12 protein-coding genes are annotated in these 17045 nt (G+C 54.1%); 10 read left to right on the plus strand and 2 right to left on the minus strand.

Features of this window, described 5'->3' with window-relative positions:
• Positions 1-88: 88 nt before the first annotated feature.
• The 3 genes from AC4G46_RS08545 to AC4G46_RS08555 all read left to right on the plus strand — a co-directional run bounded on the left by AC4G46_RS08545 (position 89) and on the right by AC4G46_RS08555 (position 3397).
• On the plus strand, positions 89-1501 hold the full coding sequence (locus tag AC4G46_RS08545) for an ABC transporter substrate-binding protein (RefSeq protein WP_491127553.1): 1413 nt from the start codon (positions 89-91) through the stop codon (positions 1499-1501).
• 66 nt (positions 1502-1567) lie between these two features.
• Positions 1568-2539, plus strand: coding sequence for a carbohydrate ABC transporter permease (locus tag AC4G46_RS08550; RefSeq protein WP_491127554.1), 972 nt, complete (start codon positions 1568-1570; stop codon positions 2537-2539).
• 3 nt (positions 2540-2542) lie between these two features.
• On the plus strand, positions 2543-3397 hold the full coding sequence (locus AC4G46_RS08555) for a carbohydrate ABC transporter permease (RefSeq protein ID WP_491127555.1): 855 nt from the start codon (positions 2543-2545) through the stop codon (positions 3395-3397).
• Between the two features lie 615 nt (positions 3398-4012).
• On the opposite strand, the gene AC4G46_RS08560 is transcribed toward AC4G46_RS08555, so the two are convergent.
• Positions 4013-4852: a helix-turn-helix domain-containing protein gene (locus AC4G46_RS08560; protein ID WP_491127556.1), complete on the minus strand. Its 840-nt coding sequence runs from the start codon at positions 4850-4852 to the stop codon at positions 4013-4015.
• A 130-nt stretch (positions 4853-4982) separates the two neighbouring features.
• Here AC4G46_RS08560 and AC4G46_RS08565 point away from each other — a divergent pair, with 130 nt between their 5' ends.
• Entirely contained in the window at positions 4983-6269 is a 1287-nt protein-coding gene (locus AC4G46_RS08565; protein WP_491127557.1) for a Gfo/Idh/MocA family protein, read from the plus strand.
• Between the two features lie 74 nt (positions 6270-6343).
• Here AC4G46_RS08565 and AC4G46_RS08570 read toward each other — a convergent pair whose 3' ends face one another.
• Positions 6344-6799 (minus strand): CBS domain-containing protein, encoded by a 456-nt coding sequence (locus AC4G46_RS08570; RefSeq protein ID WP_491127558.1) that lies wholly within the window; start codon positions 6797-6799, stop codon positions 6344-6346.
• Positions 6800-6937: 138 nt separating this feature from the next.
• Here AC4G46_RS08570 and AC4G46_RS08575 point away from each other — a divergent pair, with 138 nt between their 5' ends.
• From AC4G46_RS08575 to AC4G46_RS08600, 6 genes are all read left to right on the plus strand, one after another.
• A complete protein-coding gene (locus AC4G46_RS08575) occupies positions 6938-7369 on the plus strand; it encodes a MarR family winged helix-turn-helix transcriptional regulator (RefSeq protein WP_491127559.1) in 432 nt (143 codons plus the stop codon).
• A gap of 36 nt (positions 7370-7405) precedes the next feature.
• Positions 7406-7930, plus strand: coding sequence for a MarR family winged helix-turn-helix transcriptional regulator (locus AC4G46_RS08580; protein WP_491127560.1), 525 nt, complete (start codon positions 7406-7408; stop codon positions 7928-7930).
• A gap of 235 nt (positions 7931-8165) precedes the next feature.
• On the plus strand, positions 8166-12032 hold the full coding sequence (locus AC4G46_RS08585; protein WP_491127561.1) for a X2-like carbohydrate binding domain-containing protein: 3867 nt from the start codon (positions 8166-8168) through the stop codon (positions 12030-12032).
• A 289-nt stretch (positions 12033-12321) separates the two neighbouring features.
• Positions 12322-14622 (plus strand): helix-turn-helix domain-containing protein, encoded by a 2301-nt coding sequence (locus tag AC4G46_RS08590; protein ID WP_491127562.1) that lies wholly within the window; start codon positions 12322-12324, stop codon positions 14620-14622.
• A gap of 502 nt (positions 14623-15124) precedes the next feature.
• Entirely contained in the window at positions 15125-16057 is a 933-nt protein-coding gene (locus AC4G46_RS08595; protein ID WP_491127563.1) for an ABC transporter permease, read from the plus strand.
• 16 nt (positions 16058-16073) lie between these two features.
• Entirely contained in the window at positions 16074-16979 is a 906-nt protein-coding gene (locus AC4G46_RS08600; RefSeq protein WP_491127564.1) for a carbohydrate ABC transporter permease, read from the plus strand.
• Positions 16980-17045: the final 66 nt, after the last annotated feature.

A 17045-nucleotide genomic window follows, 5' to 3' on the forward strand; every position in this document is an offset into this window, starting at 1 on the left:
AGGCTCCTTATGGGGAAGTGTGATCAGCTATATAATCATGTATGCGGTTACATAAACCGCAGGCTCAAACAAAAAGGGGAGGCAAAGTATGAAAAGGTTGAAACGTGTGTTTACAGGGATTTCTGCACTGCTGGTGATGTCAACTGCACTTGCAGCGTGCGGCGGCAACTCCAATTCTGGCTCAAACTCTTCCGGTTCTGAAGCAAGCCCGGCAGCATCAGCTGCTGCATCCGAGGCTCCGGCCAAAGGCGGCGGCGAAAAGGTAACGATCAATCTCTGGAGCTTCACCGATGAGATTCCGAACATGACTAAGAAGTACCTGGAGATCCATCCCGATGCCAATGTGGAATTCAAAACGACGGTAATTGCAACGACCGATGGCGCTTATCAGCCTGCGCTTGACCAGGCCCTTGCGGCCGGAGGGAAAGATGCACCGGATATTTTTGCAGCTGAAGCGGCCTTCGTCCTCAAATATACGCAAGGTGACGCTTCCGGCTATGCAGCTAACTATGCGGATCTCGGGCTTGATGATCAAATGGTTAAGGATGCGGGCATTGCCCAATATTCGATTGATATCGGCAGCAAGGACGGCCAGCTGAAGGGCCTTGGCTACCAGGCGACAGGCGGAGCTTTTATCTACCGGCGCTCGATTGCCAAGGATGTATTTGGAACCGATGATCCGGCGACGATCAAAAGTGAAGTGGGACCCGGCTGGGAAAAGTTCTATGAAGCCGCTGCGAAGCTGAAGGCCAAAGGCTACGGCATCGTTTCCGGTGACGGGGATATCTGGCACGCCATCGAAAACAGCTCTGAAAAAGGCTGGATTGTCGACGGCAAGCTGCATATTGATCCGAAGCGCGAGGAGTTCCTCGATCTCTCCAAGAAGCTGAAGGATAGCGGCTACCACAACGATACGACAGACTGGACAGAAGCCTGGTATGCGGATATGTCCGGCGCCGGCGCGCAGCCTGTCTTCGGATTCTTTGGTCCGGCCTGGCTGATTAACTACGTAATGAACGGGCAGGTGAAAGATACAAACGGCGACTGGGCCGTTACCGAATCACCGACCGGCTTCTTCTGGGGCGGCACCTGGCTGCTTGCCAGCCAGGAAGCTGCCAAGGACGACGCCAAGAAGCAGGCTGTGGCAGACTTTATCAAATGGGTAACCCTCGACACCTCCGAAACAGGCCTGCAGTATTACTGGGCTAACGGAACGATGAAAGAGGGCGAGCAGGGTACCAAGGACAGCGTGGCTTCCTCTGTGGTAATGGCGAAATCCAACGGCGAAGTGCCGCTGCTCGGCGGGCAGAACATGTTCGACGTGTTTGTTCCGGCCAACGCCAACGCATCAGGCAAGAACCTGACCCAGTACGACGAAACGATTAACCGGCTGTGGCGCGATCAGGTGCGTGAATATACTGCCGGGAACAAAGACCGCGATAAAGCGATCGCAACGTTCAAGCAGCAGGTCAAGGACCAGCTTGGCATCGACAGCGAATAAGAAGACAAGTAGAAATGGAAGGGGCGGGAACTCATTCCGTCCCTTCATATAACAAGGGGTGAGATCATGCGCCGCAAAGGTGTGAATTACGCAAAATTCGGCTACATCTTCACGTTTCCGTTTGTCCTGGCCTTTCTGATTTTTTCGTTATATCCCATTCTTTACACCGCAGTCATCGGCTTTACAGATATGCAGGGGCTGATACCCAAACCGATTCATATACTGGATAACCCTTTTCAAAACTTTAAGGATTTGCTGTTCGACAACGTTTCCTTCAGGAAATCCCTGATCAACACCGGACTGCTCTGGATCGTCAACTTTATCCCTCAGATTGCTCTTGCGCTTTTGCTCACGGCATGGTTCACGAACAAGCGCCTCAACATAAAGGGACAAGGAGCATTTAAAGTGCTGCTGTACATGCCCAATATCATTACAGCGGGTACGATTGCTGTATTGTTCAGCACTTTGTTTGCCTATCCGATGGGTCCCATGAACAGCCTGTTTGAACTGATGGGCTGGTCTGATGCTCCAATCTTCTTCCTGCAGGACAAGACAACCGCGCGCGGTATCGTGGCGTTCATCCAGTTCTGGATGTGGTACGGCAACACCATGATTATTCTGGTCGCAGGCGTTATGGGCATTAACCCCGCTCTCTTCGAGTCTGCGGCGATTGACGGTGCGAACGGCTTCCAGACCTTTTTCCGGATTACGCTTCCGAGTCTGCGCACCATTCTCCTGTTTACACTCATTACCTCGATGATCGGCGGTCTGACGATGTTCGATATCCCGCAGCTGTTCCTGGCAGGCGGACCGGATGACTCTACGCTTACCACGTCCATGTTCATCTACGGGCAGGCGTTCAAGGGAAGCTATATGTATAACCGTGCTGCGGCGGCAAGCATGATTATGTTTGTGATTGCGGCCATTTTATCTGGCCTTGTGTTCTATCTGATGCGTGACCGCGATGCGCAGAAATTGAAGAAAGCGGAAAAAAATTACCGGAAATCAGCCAAAGCAGCAGCTGTGAGGGAGGTATAGCATATGGACCATAATCATTCAAGCGGAGCCGTTACCCGGAAGATCAACAAGACGATTATTTATGTGGTCTGCATCTTTTTGGCGGTGCTCAGCATCCTCCCGTTCTGGATCATGTTCGTTAACGCTACCCGGTCAACAGCGGAAATTCAGAGCGGCCTGTCCCTGCTTCCGTCCAGCCATATGATGAGCAATCTGCGGGTGCTGCTGGATAAGAGCTTTGATCCGGTGCAGGGGTTCCTGAATTCCTTTATCATCTCCAGTTCCGCAACCATCCTGACCGTGTACTTCTCGTCGCTTGCAGCGTACGGGCTTGTCACCTATGACTGGAAGCTGCGCAAGCCGTTCTTTACCTTTATCCTGTGCGTGATGATGATTCCTTCCCAGGCGAGTGCGATCGGGTTCTATCAGTTTATGTATAAAATCCACTGGACCAACAGCTTCCTTCCGCTGATCCTGCCTGCAATTGCCGCACCGGCGGTGGTGTTCTTCATGCGCCAGTATCTGCTCGCAACGCTGTCGCTGGAGATCGTAGAAGCTGCCCGCGTCGACGGTTCCGGTGAATTCAAAACCTTTAACCGGATCATTCTGCCGCTGATGATGCCGGCGGTAGCGACCCAGGCGATCTTTGCTTTTGTGGCCAACTGGAACAACCTGTTCATGCCGCTCATTCTCCTGACCCAGAAGGAAAAATATACGATGCCGGTCATGGTAAGCTTACTGCGCGGTGATATTTACAAAACGGAGTTTGGCTCAATCTATATGGGCTTGGCGCTGACGGCTCTGCCGCTGTTTGTGGTGTACTTCCTGTTATCGCGGTATATCATAGCGGGTGTGGCGCTGGGAGGCGTAAAGGAATAACCAAGAAGATAGAAGATAGAAGATAGAAGATAGAAGAGACCGGCTTTTTTGCTTTCGAGCCCTGTTGGAGGTCACTCAACAGGGCTTTTGGGTGCCCATAGAGGTTAAGTGGATTTTTGCTACTTAATTTAGTATTTTTTTGAATTTTGCTAGCATTAGGTGGAAAAACGTCACTTATTTCAAGCTAAAACCCCGGTTGGTGATGAAAACGTCTGATCTAAGTAGCATTTTTCCAACTAATATCCCCTCACGGCAGTTAGCAGAGAAAATAGATAGCGATTTTCCACTTAGTTGCTGCTACTGGCGAGGCGATCCTGCAACTTGAGCAGACGTTGTGCCCCGCAGCCCCGGCAGCTGCACTCGGCACTCCGGCATCCCAGCCCCCGCAGCTTCGCAGTCCCTCGACACCCCAGCCCCCAGCCCCCGCAGCTTCGCAGTCCCTCGACACCCCAGCCCCCAGCCCCCGCAGCTTCACAGTCCCTCGACACCCCGGCATCCCCCCCCGCAGCTTCGCAGTCCCTCGGCACCCCGGCATCCCCCCCCCCCCGCAGCACCCCAGTCCCTTAGCACTCCAGTAACCCAACCCCTCAGCACCCTAGCAGCCCCAGTATCCTTTCAACGGTTCTGCTTCCTATACTGCAGCGGCGAGCGTTTGGCGATTGCCTTAAACACGCGGCCGAAGTGTGCGATGCTGTCGAAGCCGGTGTCCTCGGCGATCCTTGTAACGGAGTCACTGCTCTCCCGCAGCCGCCGCTGGGCTTCCTGGACACGGATCGTGTTCAGATACTCAATGATCGTGAAGCCGGTCGTCTGCTTGAACAGGCGGCACAGGTACGGAACACTGAGGTAAAACCGTTCCGACAGCTCCTCAAGCGTAACGGCACCAGTGTAGCGGGCCTGAAGATACTCGATAATCTCATATACCTTGCGCTGCTTCTCGTCATTGGCCGGGGCGATTGCGGCCTGAGCGCTTTCGCGGATACGGTTCATTTCAATCAGGAACTGGATCAGCAGCGTCTGCAGGTAGAGGCTCTGATGGCCCCGCGGCTCCTGCTGCTCCTTCAGCATCGCGAACAGCAGGTTCTCAACGGTGCCCTGTTCGTGCGCATCCGGCCGCAGCAGCAGGCACTGCTCACTGAAGAAGGGAAGCGTAAGGCCATTGCCGCCAAGCATCCCCTGCAGAAATTCCCGGCGGAAGTTGATCAAGATGCGCTCATGGCGTACCGTGCCCTTGGCCATCGTCCGGTGCAGCTCATTGCGGTTAATGAAGATCAGATCGCCCTTGCGCAGGGAATAGACCAGATTGTTGATGTAGTAGCTGCGCTCCCCTGCCAGCAGATAGTAAATTTCATAGGTCTCATGAAAATGGTCGGTGTCCATGCTGAAGGCGCCGGCCCTTTTCACCTGCTCTACACAAAACAAAAATTCCTGCTTCTCCTCCTGCACTTTGCCCACTCCTACGTTAAGGATAAAATATGCATAAAAAAGTTCATTTTCAGCAAAAACCGTTTAGAAATGAATATATTTTACACTATACAATATACGTAGTAAACGCATTCAAAACAATAGCGATGGAGTGATAACAGTGGGAAGCAAGAAATACGCTTTTGTGGGCACGGGCGGCCGGGCCGAATTCTTTTACGGGGAGATTACAACGAATTACCGGGAGACCGCAGAGATCGTGGGCTTGTGTGATGTCAACGGGGCGAGAATGGCTTACGTGAATACACTGCTGACCGACAAATACAATTACCATGCGGTTCCAACGTATAAGGCCCATGAGTTTGATAAAATGATCGAAGAGACGAAGCCTGATACCGTGATCGTAACCAGTGTTGACCGCACGCATCACCGTTATATAGTCCGGGCCATGGAGCTGGGCTGCGATGTGATTTCCGAGAAGCCGATGACAACGGATGTAGAGAAGTGCAAGGAGATTCTTGATGCAATCGAACGCACTGGCAAAAAGCTGCGCGTAACCTTCAACTACCGCTATGCGCCGCACAACACCAAAATCCGCGAGCTGCTGATGGACGGGGCGATCGGCGAGGTGCTGTCCGTCAACTTTGAATGGCTGCTCAACACGCAGCATGGGGCGGACTATTTCCGCAGATGGCACCGCGACAAGCGCAACAGCGGAGGGCTGCTGGTCCACAAATCGACGCATCACTTTGACCTGATGAATTTCTGGCTCGGCTCGCAGCCGGATACGGTATTTGCGATGGGCGATCTGCGTTTCTACGGGCGGGAAAATGCCGAGAAGCGCGGAGTTACCGAGTTCTACCAGCGGGTGCACGGGAGCAAGGCGGCAGAGAACGACCCGTTCGCCCTGCATCTCAAGGACAATGAGCAGCTGAAAAAGATGTATCTGGATACCGAGCACGAGGACGGGTACCTGCGCGACCAGAGCGTTTTTGGCGATAATATCAGCATTGAGGACACCATGGGCGTTATGGTCAAATACAAGAACAAGACAATCATGAACTATTCCCTGAATGCCTACCTGCCGTGGGAGGGCTTCAATATTGTATTTAACGGCACCAAAGGCCGGATGGAGGTCAAGGTTGTGGAGCAATCCTACGTCAATGCCGGAGGCGGCAAGGATCAGGAGGGTGCGGTAAAAAACAAGCAGATTACGGTCTTTCCGCAGTTTGCTGCCCCGTATGAGGTGGAGATTGAGGAAGGCGTAGGCGGACACGGCGGCGGGGACCCGGTGATGCTGCGCGATATTTTCGAGCGTCCGGCGGATGACCGGTTTAACCGGGCAGCCTCGCACATTGACGGTGCCCAGTCGATTCTGACCGGCATTGCCGCCAACCAGTCGATTGCCACCGGTCTGCCGGTCAAAGTGGATCAGCTGCTCAAGCTGTAACCTGCGTTGTTAAAAGAATAATGTACTGGAGGCCGTCCTGAGCCGGGGCGGTCTCTTTGTGCGGCTGCCTGCTGCTATAATAAGGATTTAAAAGAATGGCGGATGACATCCCCGCGGCTGATGATGCCGACAAGCACATTGTTGCGTTCAACCGGAACCTTTTTAATCTGTTTTTTGCCCAGGACTGCAGCGATCCGTTCAATATCTTCATCCCAGGGTACCGTGGTGACCTTCTTCTTGGCGATGGACATGACGTTGAGGTTCAGCAGCCGCCGGGTCCGCTCCTCGAATTCATCCTCGTCGCCTTTAATCACATTGATCTGAAAAAAGGAATCGACGATCAGATCATCGTGCTTCCCGATATACCGCATGATGTCCCCGTCGCTGATGTAGGCAACAATTTCGTTCCGGTCGTTGATGACCGGCATGCCGCTGATCCGGTGCTCCAGGCATTTCTCGATAAAAGTCCGCACGGTATCGTATTCCTTCACCTTGTACACCTGCCGAATCATGATTTCATGAGCTTTCATGAGGTTCCCCCACCTGTGAATGGACTAGCTTTTGCTGAAATAACTTGTATAATGAAACTATATACTTGTATTATACAAGCTGCGAATTTGAAGTCAATAAATATCGGAATATGCAGGAAAGAGAGGCTGCTGCACATTATGGAACGAAGCCCGCTAGAAGCAATTGAACTGGAAATGACCATTCTCAGCCGCCGGCTGACCTCCATCAGCACTTATAAAAAGTATGGGATTCTTGATCATTCGGCCTATCTGCTGCTTCACCAGATCGCCTCGCACGGCTCCGCCGGCGTGAAGGCCCTGGCCGATGAATTCCACCTGGATATTTCAACAATCAGCCGCCAGGCTTCTGCCCTGGAGCAAAAAGGCTACGTATACCGGGTTCCCGATCCGCAGGACGGCAGAGCGTACACGCTGCAGATGACTGAGCTGGGAGCGGAGACGCTGAAAAGTGATACAGAAGTACGCAGGGACAAATTCTCGCAGCTGCTGCAGGACTTTAGTGAAGCGGAGCGTGAGCAGCTGGGGCAGCTGCTGCAGAAGCTGAATGATGCTGTTTTTCGGGCTATGTAACGACGGGACTGACTATACAATATACGGAGGTATCTTATGGATTCCCAGAATCATCAGGAAGAGCAGCTGCTGAAGGTATTTGAGAATATCAGAAGTTTAACGAACCGTACGAACTGGAATGATCCGCTTCCCTACGGTGAATTTCTGATGATGTTCATGATCGATGTGATGATGAAAAAAGAGGAGGCCCGGCCGGATTCGCCGGAGTGCCGCGGCATTATGGTTTCCCGGTTAAGCGAGCTGCTGCAGATCAGCAGGCCGACCGCTTCACAGACCATCAGTGCGCTGGAGGAAAAGGGCTTTATCCGGCGGACGGTTTCCCCAGCCGACCGGAGAGCCGTATATATCAGCCTTACCGGTGAGGGGCAGGCAGTATTCCGGGAGCGGATGGCCCGTTACTCAGGCATCCTGAATGAAATCATTAATAAGGTGGGCCGGGAAGAGGTTGACCAGCTGCTCGCCACCTGTGACCGGCTGCGTAATGTGGTGGAGGAAGTAAGACAGCGTTATACGGTTGGCCAGCAGCCGGAAGGCCGGAAGCAGACTGCAGGAACATTGTAACGGCGAAAACAGCAGATATCCCATTGAACCTTGCAGGAGGGTGATAATCTCCGCGGGGTTTTTTTGGCATAGAGGGAAAAATGGCTGTCCCCGCGGCATTTGCCCCCTGTAAACCGGGAATGCTGTACGCCGGGGACCGCAGATGTACCTGTTCAAGCCGGGCGTCTGCCCCTATGCTTTTCTCGTGCAACAAAAATGGAAGCGCTTCATAAACCGCGAGGGGAGCTGGGAACATTTGAAGTCTTTGGCTAAAAGGATCGGGGTCAGTCTGCTGCTCTGCATGGTGGTAGCTGTACAGGCCGGAGCGGCGGGAATCACAGGGAATGTGGCGGAAGCGGCGGACAAGGCGCTGGCCCAGAAGCCGTATATGGGCTGGAGCAGCTACAGCATGCAGGTGTACGAACCATCCGGCAACTGGATATCGGCAGAACGCATCAAGGAGCAGTCTGATGCCATGCACGAGAAGCTGCAGGACTACGGCTATGAATATATCAATATTGATGCAGGCTGGAACGGCGGCATGGATGAATACGGCCGGCCTATACCTAACGCAGAACGCTATCCGGACGGGTTCCAGGAGGTTATCGACTATGTGCATAACAACGGCCAAAAGATCGGGATTTATCTGATTCCGGGTGTATCAATCGACGCCTATAACCAGAATCTCGAAATTTACGGCACCAACGGGGAGTGCAGGATACAGGACATCACCTATAAGCCGCTGACGGTGATGGACTACTGGAACTCTTATACTTACAAAATTGATTTCAGCAATCCCTGTGCCCAAAAGTATGTGGACTCGATCGCCGATCTTCTCGGCGAATGGGGCATCGACTTCGTGAAGTTCGACAGTGTTACTCCAGGCTCGGGCATTAATAATCTAAGCCGCGATGCGCGCGGGGATGTGGAGGCCTGGTCCAAGGCGCTGGACCGGCATGATATCTGGTTTGAGCTGTCATGGGCGCTTGACCACAACTACGCGGACTTCTGGAAGCAGTATGCCAACGGCTGGCGGATCCATTGGGATGTGGAGTCCTATGACAGCAGTGTCGGGCTGACCCAGTGGGCCAATATCGCCCGCCTGTTCCCTGAGGCCGCGATCTGGTGGAGGGAGGCCGGCCCCGGGGGCTGGAATGATTTTGATTCCCTCAATGTCGGCAACGGTGCGATGGACGGACTTACGCGGGATGAGCGGCAGACAGCCATGACCTTCTGGGCAGTCTCGGCGGCCCAGCTCTATATCGGCAATGATATGACCCGGCTGGATGATTACGGAATGCAGCTGCTGACTAATGAGGAGGTCATCGCCGTCAATCAGGCCGGGCATCCAGCGCATCCGGTGTCGATGAACAGCCAGCAGCAGGTGTGGTATGCCAATAACGGTGACGGGACATATAATGTGGCCCTGTTCAATCTCGGCAGCCGCAGCGTTGCTGTGGATGTGAACTGGAGTGACATCGGCCTGGAGGGGCCGGCTTCTGTGCGCGATCTGTGGAGCCGCAGCGAGCTGGGGACATTCGGTACCGGCTTCAGCAGCGGACCGCTGGAGCCGCATGCCTCAAGGCTGCTCAAGGTTACGGCCAAGAGCGGGACATCCATTGTCAATGATGATGATACGAATGTCCGCTATACCGGCTCCTGGAAACGGAACGGCGGCAAGGAGCAGACTCCTGCTTCACAGGACATTGCTGTAAAGATCGCTGAATCAGCGCAGCCTCCCGGCGGCGGAAATCCAACTGAACCCGGCGGCGGGACAGTCACGCAAGCGGTCTATATCAATGACAGCGACAGCGGCATTGTCTACAGCGGAGCCTGGTCCTCACAGTCGGGCAGACCCCACGGGGATTACCGGGGAGATGTGCACTACACCGAGACGGACGGTGATTATTTTGAATACACCTTCAAGGGAACAGGCATCGACCTGCTGACGGAGAAGGATTCCTCGCAGGGGGATATTCTGGTCTATCTGGACGATGAAGCCAGCCCGCAGACAGTAAGCACTTATACGCCAGGGGCCAAGGAAGCCCAGCAGGTTGTCTACAGTGTCTCGGGTCTTGCCGATGAAGAGCATACGCTGAAGGTAGTGAAGGGCTCAGGCCAATACATGCTGCTGGATGCGCTGCGAATCAGCGTCAGCGGGCTGCTTGAACCGGCGTCAGCCGAATTTGATAAAGCGCCGGGCAAACAGGCGGATGTGACCGTTAGCCTTCCGGCGGGCAGTGATCCGCTGCTGGAGGTCCGAAACGGGACAGCGGTTCTGGCAAAAGGAGGAGACTATACAGTAAGCGGGGACGGGGTCACCATCCGTAAAGATTATCTGTATGATCTTCCTTCAGGCAAAACGGAGCTGACCTTCTTGTTCGATGGAGGAGCGAGCGCTGTGCTTGAGATAAGCATCACTGGCTCCGCGATGGTCCGCTATTCGCTCATAAATAATGATGATCCGGCGATTGTTTACAACGGCTCCTGGTCACGCAGCACCGGCCGGGGGATGGGCGATTACAAGGATGATGTGCAGTACGCCGAGCAGAACGGCGACTCCTTCGAATATACCTTCAGCGGTACGGGCATCCAGCTGTATACCGAGAAAGACGCCTCCCAGGGCGACATGGATATTTATGTCGACGGAGAATTTAAGGGGACGGTCAGTGCCTACAATAACGGCCGCCTGGCACAGCAGAACTTGTACAGCATTACAGGATTGCCGGAAGGGCTTCATACCCTGAAGGCGGTGAAGAAATCAGGCAGCTTCATGCTGCTGGATATGCTGAAGGTGGAAATTCCCGATCTGATCAATCCGGTGGAGGCTGTCTTCGACAAAGCTGCGCCAGCCGGACTTGAGGTAAAGCTGCTGCGCCAGCCTTCCCTGTTCGGCGGCATCAGACAGGGCGCTTATACACTGGCTGAAGGGACAGATTATACACTTACAGGCGATACGGTAACAGTGAAGCAGGAGTATCTGGCTGCACAGCCGGATGGCACGCTGCAGCTGACGTTTGCTTTTAATGGTGATTACCTGAACGATGTCCACTATACGGAAGCCGACGGGGATTATCTGGAGTATACATTCAGCGGCACCGGCATTTCCATGAGCGGACCCAAGGGCCCTGAACTGGGCGACATGGATATCTATCTGGACGGTGAGTTTATCCGGACAGTGAGTGCTTACAGCAGTGAACGGCAGGTGCTGCAAAATCTTTTCAGCCAGACGGGCCTAAGCCCGGGGGTCCATGTACTGAAGGCGGTTAAAGCCTCAGGCAGCCTGATGCTCAGCGACCAGCTCAGCTATACTGTCGGCGGCGGAACCGGCGGGCCTACAGACCCGGGCGGGCAGCCTACGCCTGCGCCGTCTGCTACAGCAACTCCGGCGCCGACAGTAACTCCGTCACCCGTGACGGCTATTCCGGGCGGGGTCCCGGAAGCACCGGTCTCACTGGCGGCATCGCCTTCCGCATCCCCAGTGCCAAGCGCGTCACCCGCGGCAGATCAGGATGCCGTGAAGCAGCATAAAGCCTATATCAGCGGCTATCCTGACGGATTATTTAAGCCGGAGCAGAAGATTACGCGGGCGGAGATGGCAGCGCTGCTGGTTAAGGCATCCGGCCGTGAAGGCGGGGGAGCAGCACAAGCCTTCACTGATGTAAAAGCCGGCCACTGGGCAGCAGAGTCCATAGCTGGTGCATCCGCTATGGGACTGATGAACGGTTATCCGGACGGCAGCTTTAAACCGGACCGCCAGATTACCCGGGCGGAATTCGCCAGCCTGATCGTGCTGCTCGGGAATCTTACTGCAGCGCCAGGAGCCGGATATAGCGATGTCAGCGCCGGTTACTGGGCTGAATCCGCTATCCGGCAGGCGCAGGGAGCCGGCATTCTGAAAGGCTATGCCGACGGGACCTTCCGTCCCGGCCAGGAGGTGACCCGCGCTGAAGCAGTAACGGCCGTGAACAGGGCACTCGGCAGAGGCCCGTTGTCCGGCGCGGCAGTCTCCCCTTGGAGCGATGTGCCGCTGACGCACTGGGCCTTCGGGGATATTCTGGAGGCTTCGATGGATCACGCCTACACGGAAAAGAGCGGGGGCGGTGAGGAGCTGGGCGAATAATGCTTTTAATTGGCACAGTTAAGCACCGGCATGAGAAAAAATGCAAGGAATAAGCGTAAAGGAGCCGGTAGCGGCTCCTTTTTTCGCCGGGCAGCCAATGCCCGGAAAGCCGGAGAATTCCGGCATTGTGCTGCAGAAGCTGCAATAGAATAGGCTACGGATAGGTTAACCTTTGGATGGTCAAATGCCGATCCAAAGAGGTCAGCGCCTGACAGGGGACTTGACTGCCGGGCAAATTCTTTTAAGCTTATATAATGATAGCGCTAACAATCGGGAGGGGAATGAACTCATGCTCAAGTACTCCAAGATATTCCGCAGATTTCTGATCTCTTATATGGTGATTCTGATCATTCCCGGCATCGGCGGTTATATGTCTTACCGTACCTCCATTTCCGTAACGGAATCCATCTCCATTGAGAACAGCGTAATTCAGCTGCAGAAGAGCCAGGAGCTGCTGGAGCGCCGGATGGCTGAGGTGGAGGGGCTGACCCGGCAGCTGGCGATCAATCCGGAGCTGAACGTGCTGCTGAATGAAAGAAGCGGGGAAAAGAATGTCTACGGCATATGGAGAACGATGCGCAATGTGCTCACCTTCGGACAGACCAATGATTTTTTGCAGGATTATTATATTTATCTCGCCAACTATGATCTGGTGCTGACCTCAGGCTCCTCCTACCGTCCGGAGCATTATTATGAAATCTATCATTATAATGAGCTGCCGCTCGAACAGTGGCGGACGGAAGTGCTCCAGAAAACACACCGCAGTGAAATCAGGCCGCTTAGCGCCTTTGTCAGCAAAGGTATGCAGACCTCGGTCATTACCTATATGCAGTCGCTGCCGCTCGACAGCTTCAACGATTCGTCACCTGCCGTAGTGGTTGTTATGATTGACGAAAAAATTATTGCCAGTCTCCTCTCCGGCCTGACTGAACGCTACGGGGGCTGGGTCCATATCAGCGATGCGCAGGGCAGGACGATTGTGCTGCAGGGGCAGGATGAACCTTATATGGAGGAGCTGCATGCCGACGCTTCATTCGATCCCGGCAGGGTCAGTCAGTTCTACCGGAACGATCTGGTCATTACGACCGCTTCAGATACGAACGGCTGGGTGTATCAGGCCGGAATTCCCCGCAGCAGCCTGATGGAGAATGCCAACAGGATCAAGTATACGTCCTGGCTGATTACCGGAGGTACACTGTTCCTCGGCCTGCTGGCCGGACTGGTGCTGGCTTACCGCAACAGTGCTCCGATCAACCGGCTGCTCAGCGTGATGAAGGAGCAGTTCGGCAAGGAGGAAACGGCAGAACAGAGCGAGTTCGATTTCCTGAGCGGAAATATCGCCGATATGATTTCCAAGAACAGGCTGCTGGAAAGCGAGCTTACACGCCAGCTTCCGCTGGTGCGGGACGCTTTTGTCAAGCGGCTGATTGCCGGAGAGTTCGAGTCGCGGGAAGAAATCGCCTCTGCAGCCGCCCAGGCCGATATCGGCCTTGATCAGGGAGCCGGTTATGCCGGAGTGATCCTGATCAGCGGCTACAACGGCATGGATAGTGTGGAAATCCTGAATGAGCTGAACGCGGCCAGGCTGCTGGTGAAGCAGGCGTTTGGATCGATGGCCGGAAGCCTGCCGGTAACGGATCTGGGCTCGGATAAAATCGTCGTCCTGTTCTTTGCGCAGACCGGTGAGGATGGGCCTGTACCGGAGCAGGAAGCCCGTATTACGGGCATTATGGAGAATCTGGCCCAGTTCGTCCTGAAAGAGTACCGGATCTCCATCCAGTCCGGCTTCGGGGGTTACTTCTCGGCGGCTACGGAGGTCAGCGGTTCATTTGAACAGGCTAAGCAGGCACTGGAGTATGCGGTCTATACGAACAATAAAGGTATCCTCTGGGCGCATGAAGCACAGCTTGAGAACAGCAGCAGCACTTATTATTATCCGCTCGATACCGAGCAGCGGCTGATCAGTACACTGCGGGCCGGAGAGCTGGCGGAGGCGGTGCGGATTCTCGACGGAGCCTTTGAGCAGAACCTGGGCGGGCGTGAGCTGTCCGTCGAGATGAAGCACCAGCTGATCGGGGAGATGAAGGGAACCTTCCTCAAGCTGCTGGATCAGAAGGCTTTTATGGAATCGCCGGTCTTCGAGGGGGCTAAACGGCGGATCATTGACATCAGCTCTGCGGAGCCGCCGGACATGATCAGAACCGAATTCCAGGCGGTTATGGAAGAGCTGTGCGGTTACATTGCCAATAAGAAAAAAGCGGCCCATACCCAGATCGTCAAGCAGATGTATCAGTATACCGAGGAAATGTACGCCGATTCCGAGCTGACCCTCTACCGGGTGGCAGAGCATGTGGAGCGGCCGGAAAAATACATCTCCCAGCTGTTCAAGGAGGTGACCGGGGTCAATTACTCCGATCATCTGGTGAAGGTAAGAATGGACCGGGCAGCGGTATTGCTCAGGGACAGCCGTTATACCGTCGATGAAATAGCTGCCCTGGTGGGCTATAACAGCTCACACTCCTTCCGCAGAGCCTTCAAGCGCTTAACGGGAATCTCACCGAGTACCTACCGGCAATCGGGTGCTGAATAGAGGCCGGCTCCGCTCAGGCTTTAATATGGATTAGGCTTACGGTTGCATCATCCGGTAGGGAGGGTGCAGCCGTTCTATTCTGCCGGAATAATATGAATCCGCTTACAAAATGCTGGAATAGAGGCCGTACCAGGAAGTACTGCCCCCTGCAAACAGGGTGAAATGTACGCAAAATACGGAAGTGTACCTGTTCAGGGACGGCGGTTATCCTCTATGATCAACTCGTGTAGAAAGCGCTATCACACAAAAGTCACAAAACAAAGCGTAAGCTTCCGAGGCGAGTTTTGTACGAAGCTATCCTTTGAAGTAAATGCTCACAAAACAAAGCCTATGCTTCCGAGGCGAGTTTTGTACGAAGCTATCCTTTGAAGTAAATGCTCACAAAACAAAGCCTATGCTTCCGAAGCGAGTTTTGTACGAAGCTAATCACTGAAGTATACGCTCACAAAACTTTTAGGGGGAGATCAACCTGCAAAAAGATATAGCCCTGCGCAGCCGGACAGTGCCCCGCAGCAAAGGCCGGGCCAGACTGCAGGCTGCCGGGAAAAAGATAGTAAAGCACTGGCAGCTGCATCTGCTGGTCATCCCGCCGCTGCTGTTCTTTCTTATTTTCAAATATTATCCGATGGCGAACGCCGTCCTGGCCTTCAAGGACTACAACGTTATTAAGGGAATCTGGGGCAGCCCCTGGGTCGGGCTCAAGCATTTCCGGCTGTTTTTTGAAAATCCGATGTTCTGGACACTGGTCAAAAATACGCTGCTGCTCAGCGGCTACCTGCTGCTGGCCGGGTTCCCGATCCCGATTCTGCTGGCTCTGATGATCAACGAAATCCGCGGCGGCCGGTTCAAGCGGTTCGTCCAGCTGGTCTCGTTCGCACCCTATTTTATATCCACAGTGGTTATGGTGTCGATTATTATGCTGTTCCTGGCACCGCGTCTGGGCTTTGCCAATATTGCGCTCAACTTCTTCGGGCTGGAATCGGTGAATTTCCTGGGCGAACCCGGGATGTTCCGCTCGATTTATGTATGGTCCGATATCTGGCAGACGGCCGGTTACAGTGCAGTAATCTATCTGGCGGCACTTGCGGGCATCGACCCGACGCTCTACGAGGCAGCCAGGGTGGACGGCGCTTCACGGTTTCAAAAAATCCGCCACGTGGACCTGCCCGGCATTGTGCCGACGATTGTCATTATTCTGATTCTGAATGTGGGCAATGTGATGGCGATCGGCTTTGAAAAGGTCTATCTGCTGCAAAATCCGCTCAATATCGTCAACTCGGAGATCATTGCCACGTACGTCTACGGGATCGGCCTGCTGAATGCCAACTACAGCTTCGCCACCGCAGTCGGCCTGTTCAATTCACTGATTAATCTGGTGTTGCTGGTAACCGTCAACGGGCTTGCCAAGCGGATCACCAGCAACAGTATCTGGTAGGAGAGGAGTTTGTTGTATGGCCGCTTCGTCCGCAGCTTCCCGCAAAATCAGAGAATCCGCCGGAGACCGGATCTTTCTGGCCGCAGTGTACACGGTGCTTATACTAGTGGTAATCGCTGTGCTGTATCCGCTTATTTTTATTATCAGCAGCTCAATCAGCTCTCCGGCAGCCGTCACCTCAGGCAAAGTCTGGCTCTGGCCGGTCGATATTTCCTTCAAGGGCTTCAGGGTGCTGTTCAATACGCCCGAGATTATCAGCGGGTATGGCAACTCTATTTTTTATACGGCGGCCGGTACGCTGATCAGTGTGACCCTGACCATTATGATCGCTTATCCGCTGTCGCGCAGAACTTTTTTTGGACGCAATACGTTAATGATGATTATTACCTTCACTATGATCTTCAGCGGCGGGCTGATTCCCACCTATATGGTGGTAAAAGAGATGCATCTGATTGACACCCGCTGGGCGCTGCTCATTCCGAATGCCATCTGGGTCTGGCAGGTGATCATTGCCCGCTCCTTCTTCCAGGCCTCGATTCCCGAGGAGCTGCTGGAGGCCAGCGAGATTGACGGGTGCAGTGATATGCGGTTTATTCTCAGTGTGGTGCTGCCCCTGTCGAAGCCGATTCTGGCGGTGCTGGTGCTGATGTATGCGGTAGGGCAGTGGAACGCTTATTTTGATGCCCTGATCTACCTGAAATCGGCCAATTTGTTTCCGCTGCAGCTGGTGCTGCGCAGTATTATCATCCAGAACAACAGTGCCGGGAATATGGATGCAATAGCGATGGTGGAGCGCCAGCAGATGGCAGAGCTACTGAAATATGCGCTGATCGTCGTCGCCACCTTGCCTGTGCTGGTCATTTATCCTTTTGTACAGCGGTATTTCGTACAGGGAATGCTGGTCGGCTCAGTCAAGGGCTGAGGCAACATGCCTGCGGCAAGGGGGTGAGGCTTTTACCGGTATATCAGCACTATTCTTTTCCGCCTT

This window comes from Paenibacillus sp. fava2 (assembly GCF_058313675.1).

Bases quoted from the DNA above. Each gene is read 5' to 3' on its own strand.
- AC4G46_RS08570 (WP_491127558.1), bottom strand. From the start codon at position 6,799: ATGAAAGCTCATGAAATCATGATTCGGCAGGTGTACAAGGTGAAGGAA.
- AC4G46_RS08600 (WP_491127564.1), top strand. From the start codon at position 16,074: ATGGCCGCTTCGTCCGCAGCTTCCCGCAAAATCAGAGAATCCGCCGGA.
- AC4G46_RS08545 (WP_491127553.1), top strand. From the start codon at position 89: ATGAAAAGGTTGAAACGTGTGTTTACAGGGATTTCTGCACTGCTGGTG.
- AC4G46_RS08590 (WP_491127562.1), top strand. From the start codon at position 12,322: ATGCTCAAGTACTCCAAGATATTCCGCAGATTTCTGATCTCTTATATG.
- AC4G46_RS08555 (WP_491127555.1), top strand. From the start codon at position 2,543: ATGGACCATAATCATTCAAGCGGAGCCGTTACCCGGAAGATCAACAAG.
- AC4G46_RS08550 (WP_491127554.1), top strand. From the start codon at position 1,568: ATGCGCCGCAAAGGTGTGAATTACGCAAAATTCGGCTACATCTTCACG.
- AC4G46_RS08580 (WP_491127560.1), top strand. From the start codon at position 7,406: ATGGATTCCCAGAATCATCAGGAAGAGCAGCTGCTGAAGGTATTTGAG.
- AC4G46_RS08575 (WP_491127559.1), top strand. From the start codon at position 6,938: ATGGAACGAAGCCCGCTAGAAGCAATTGAACTGGAAATGACCATTCTC.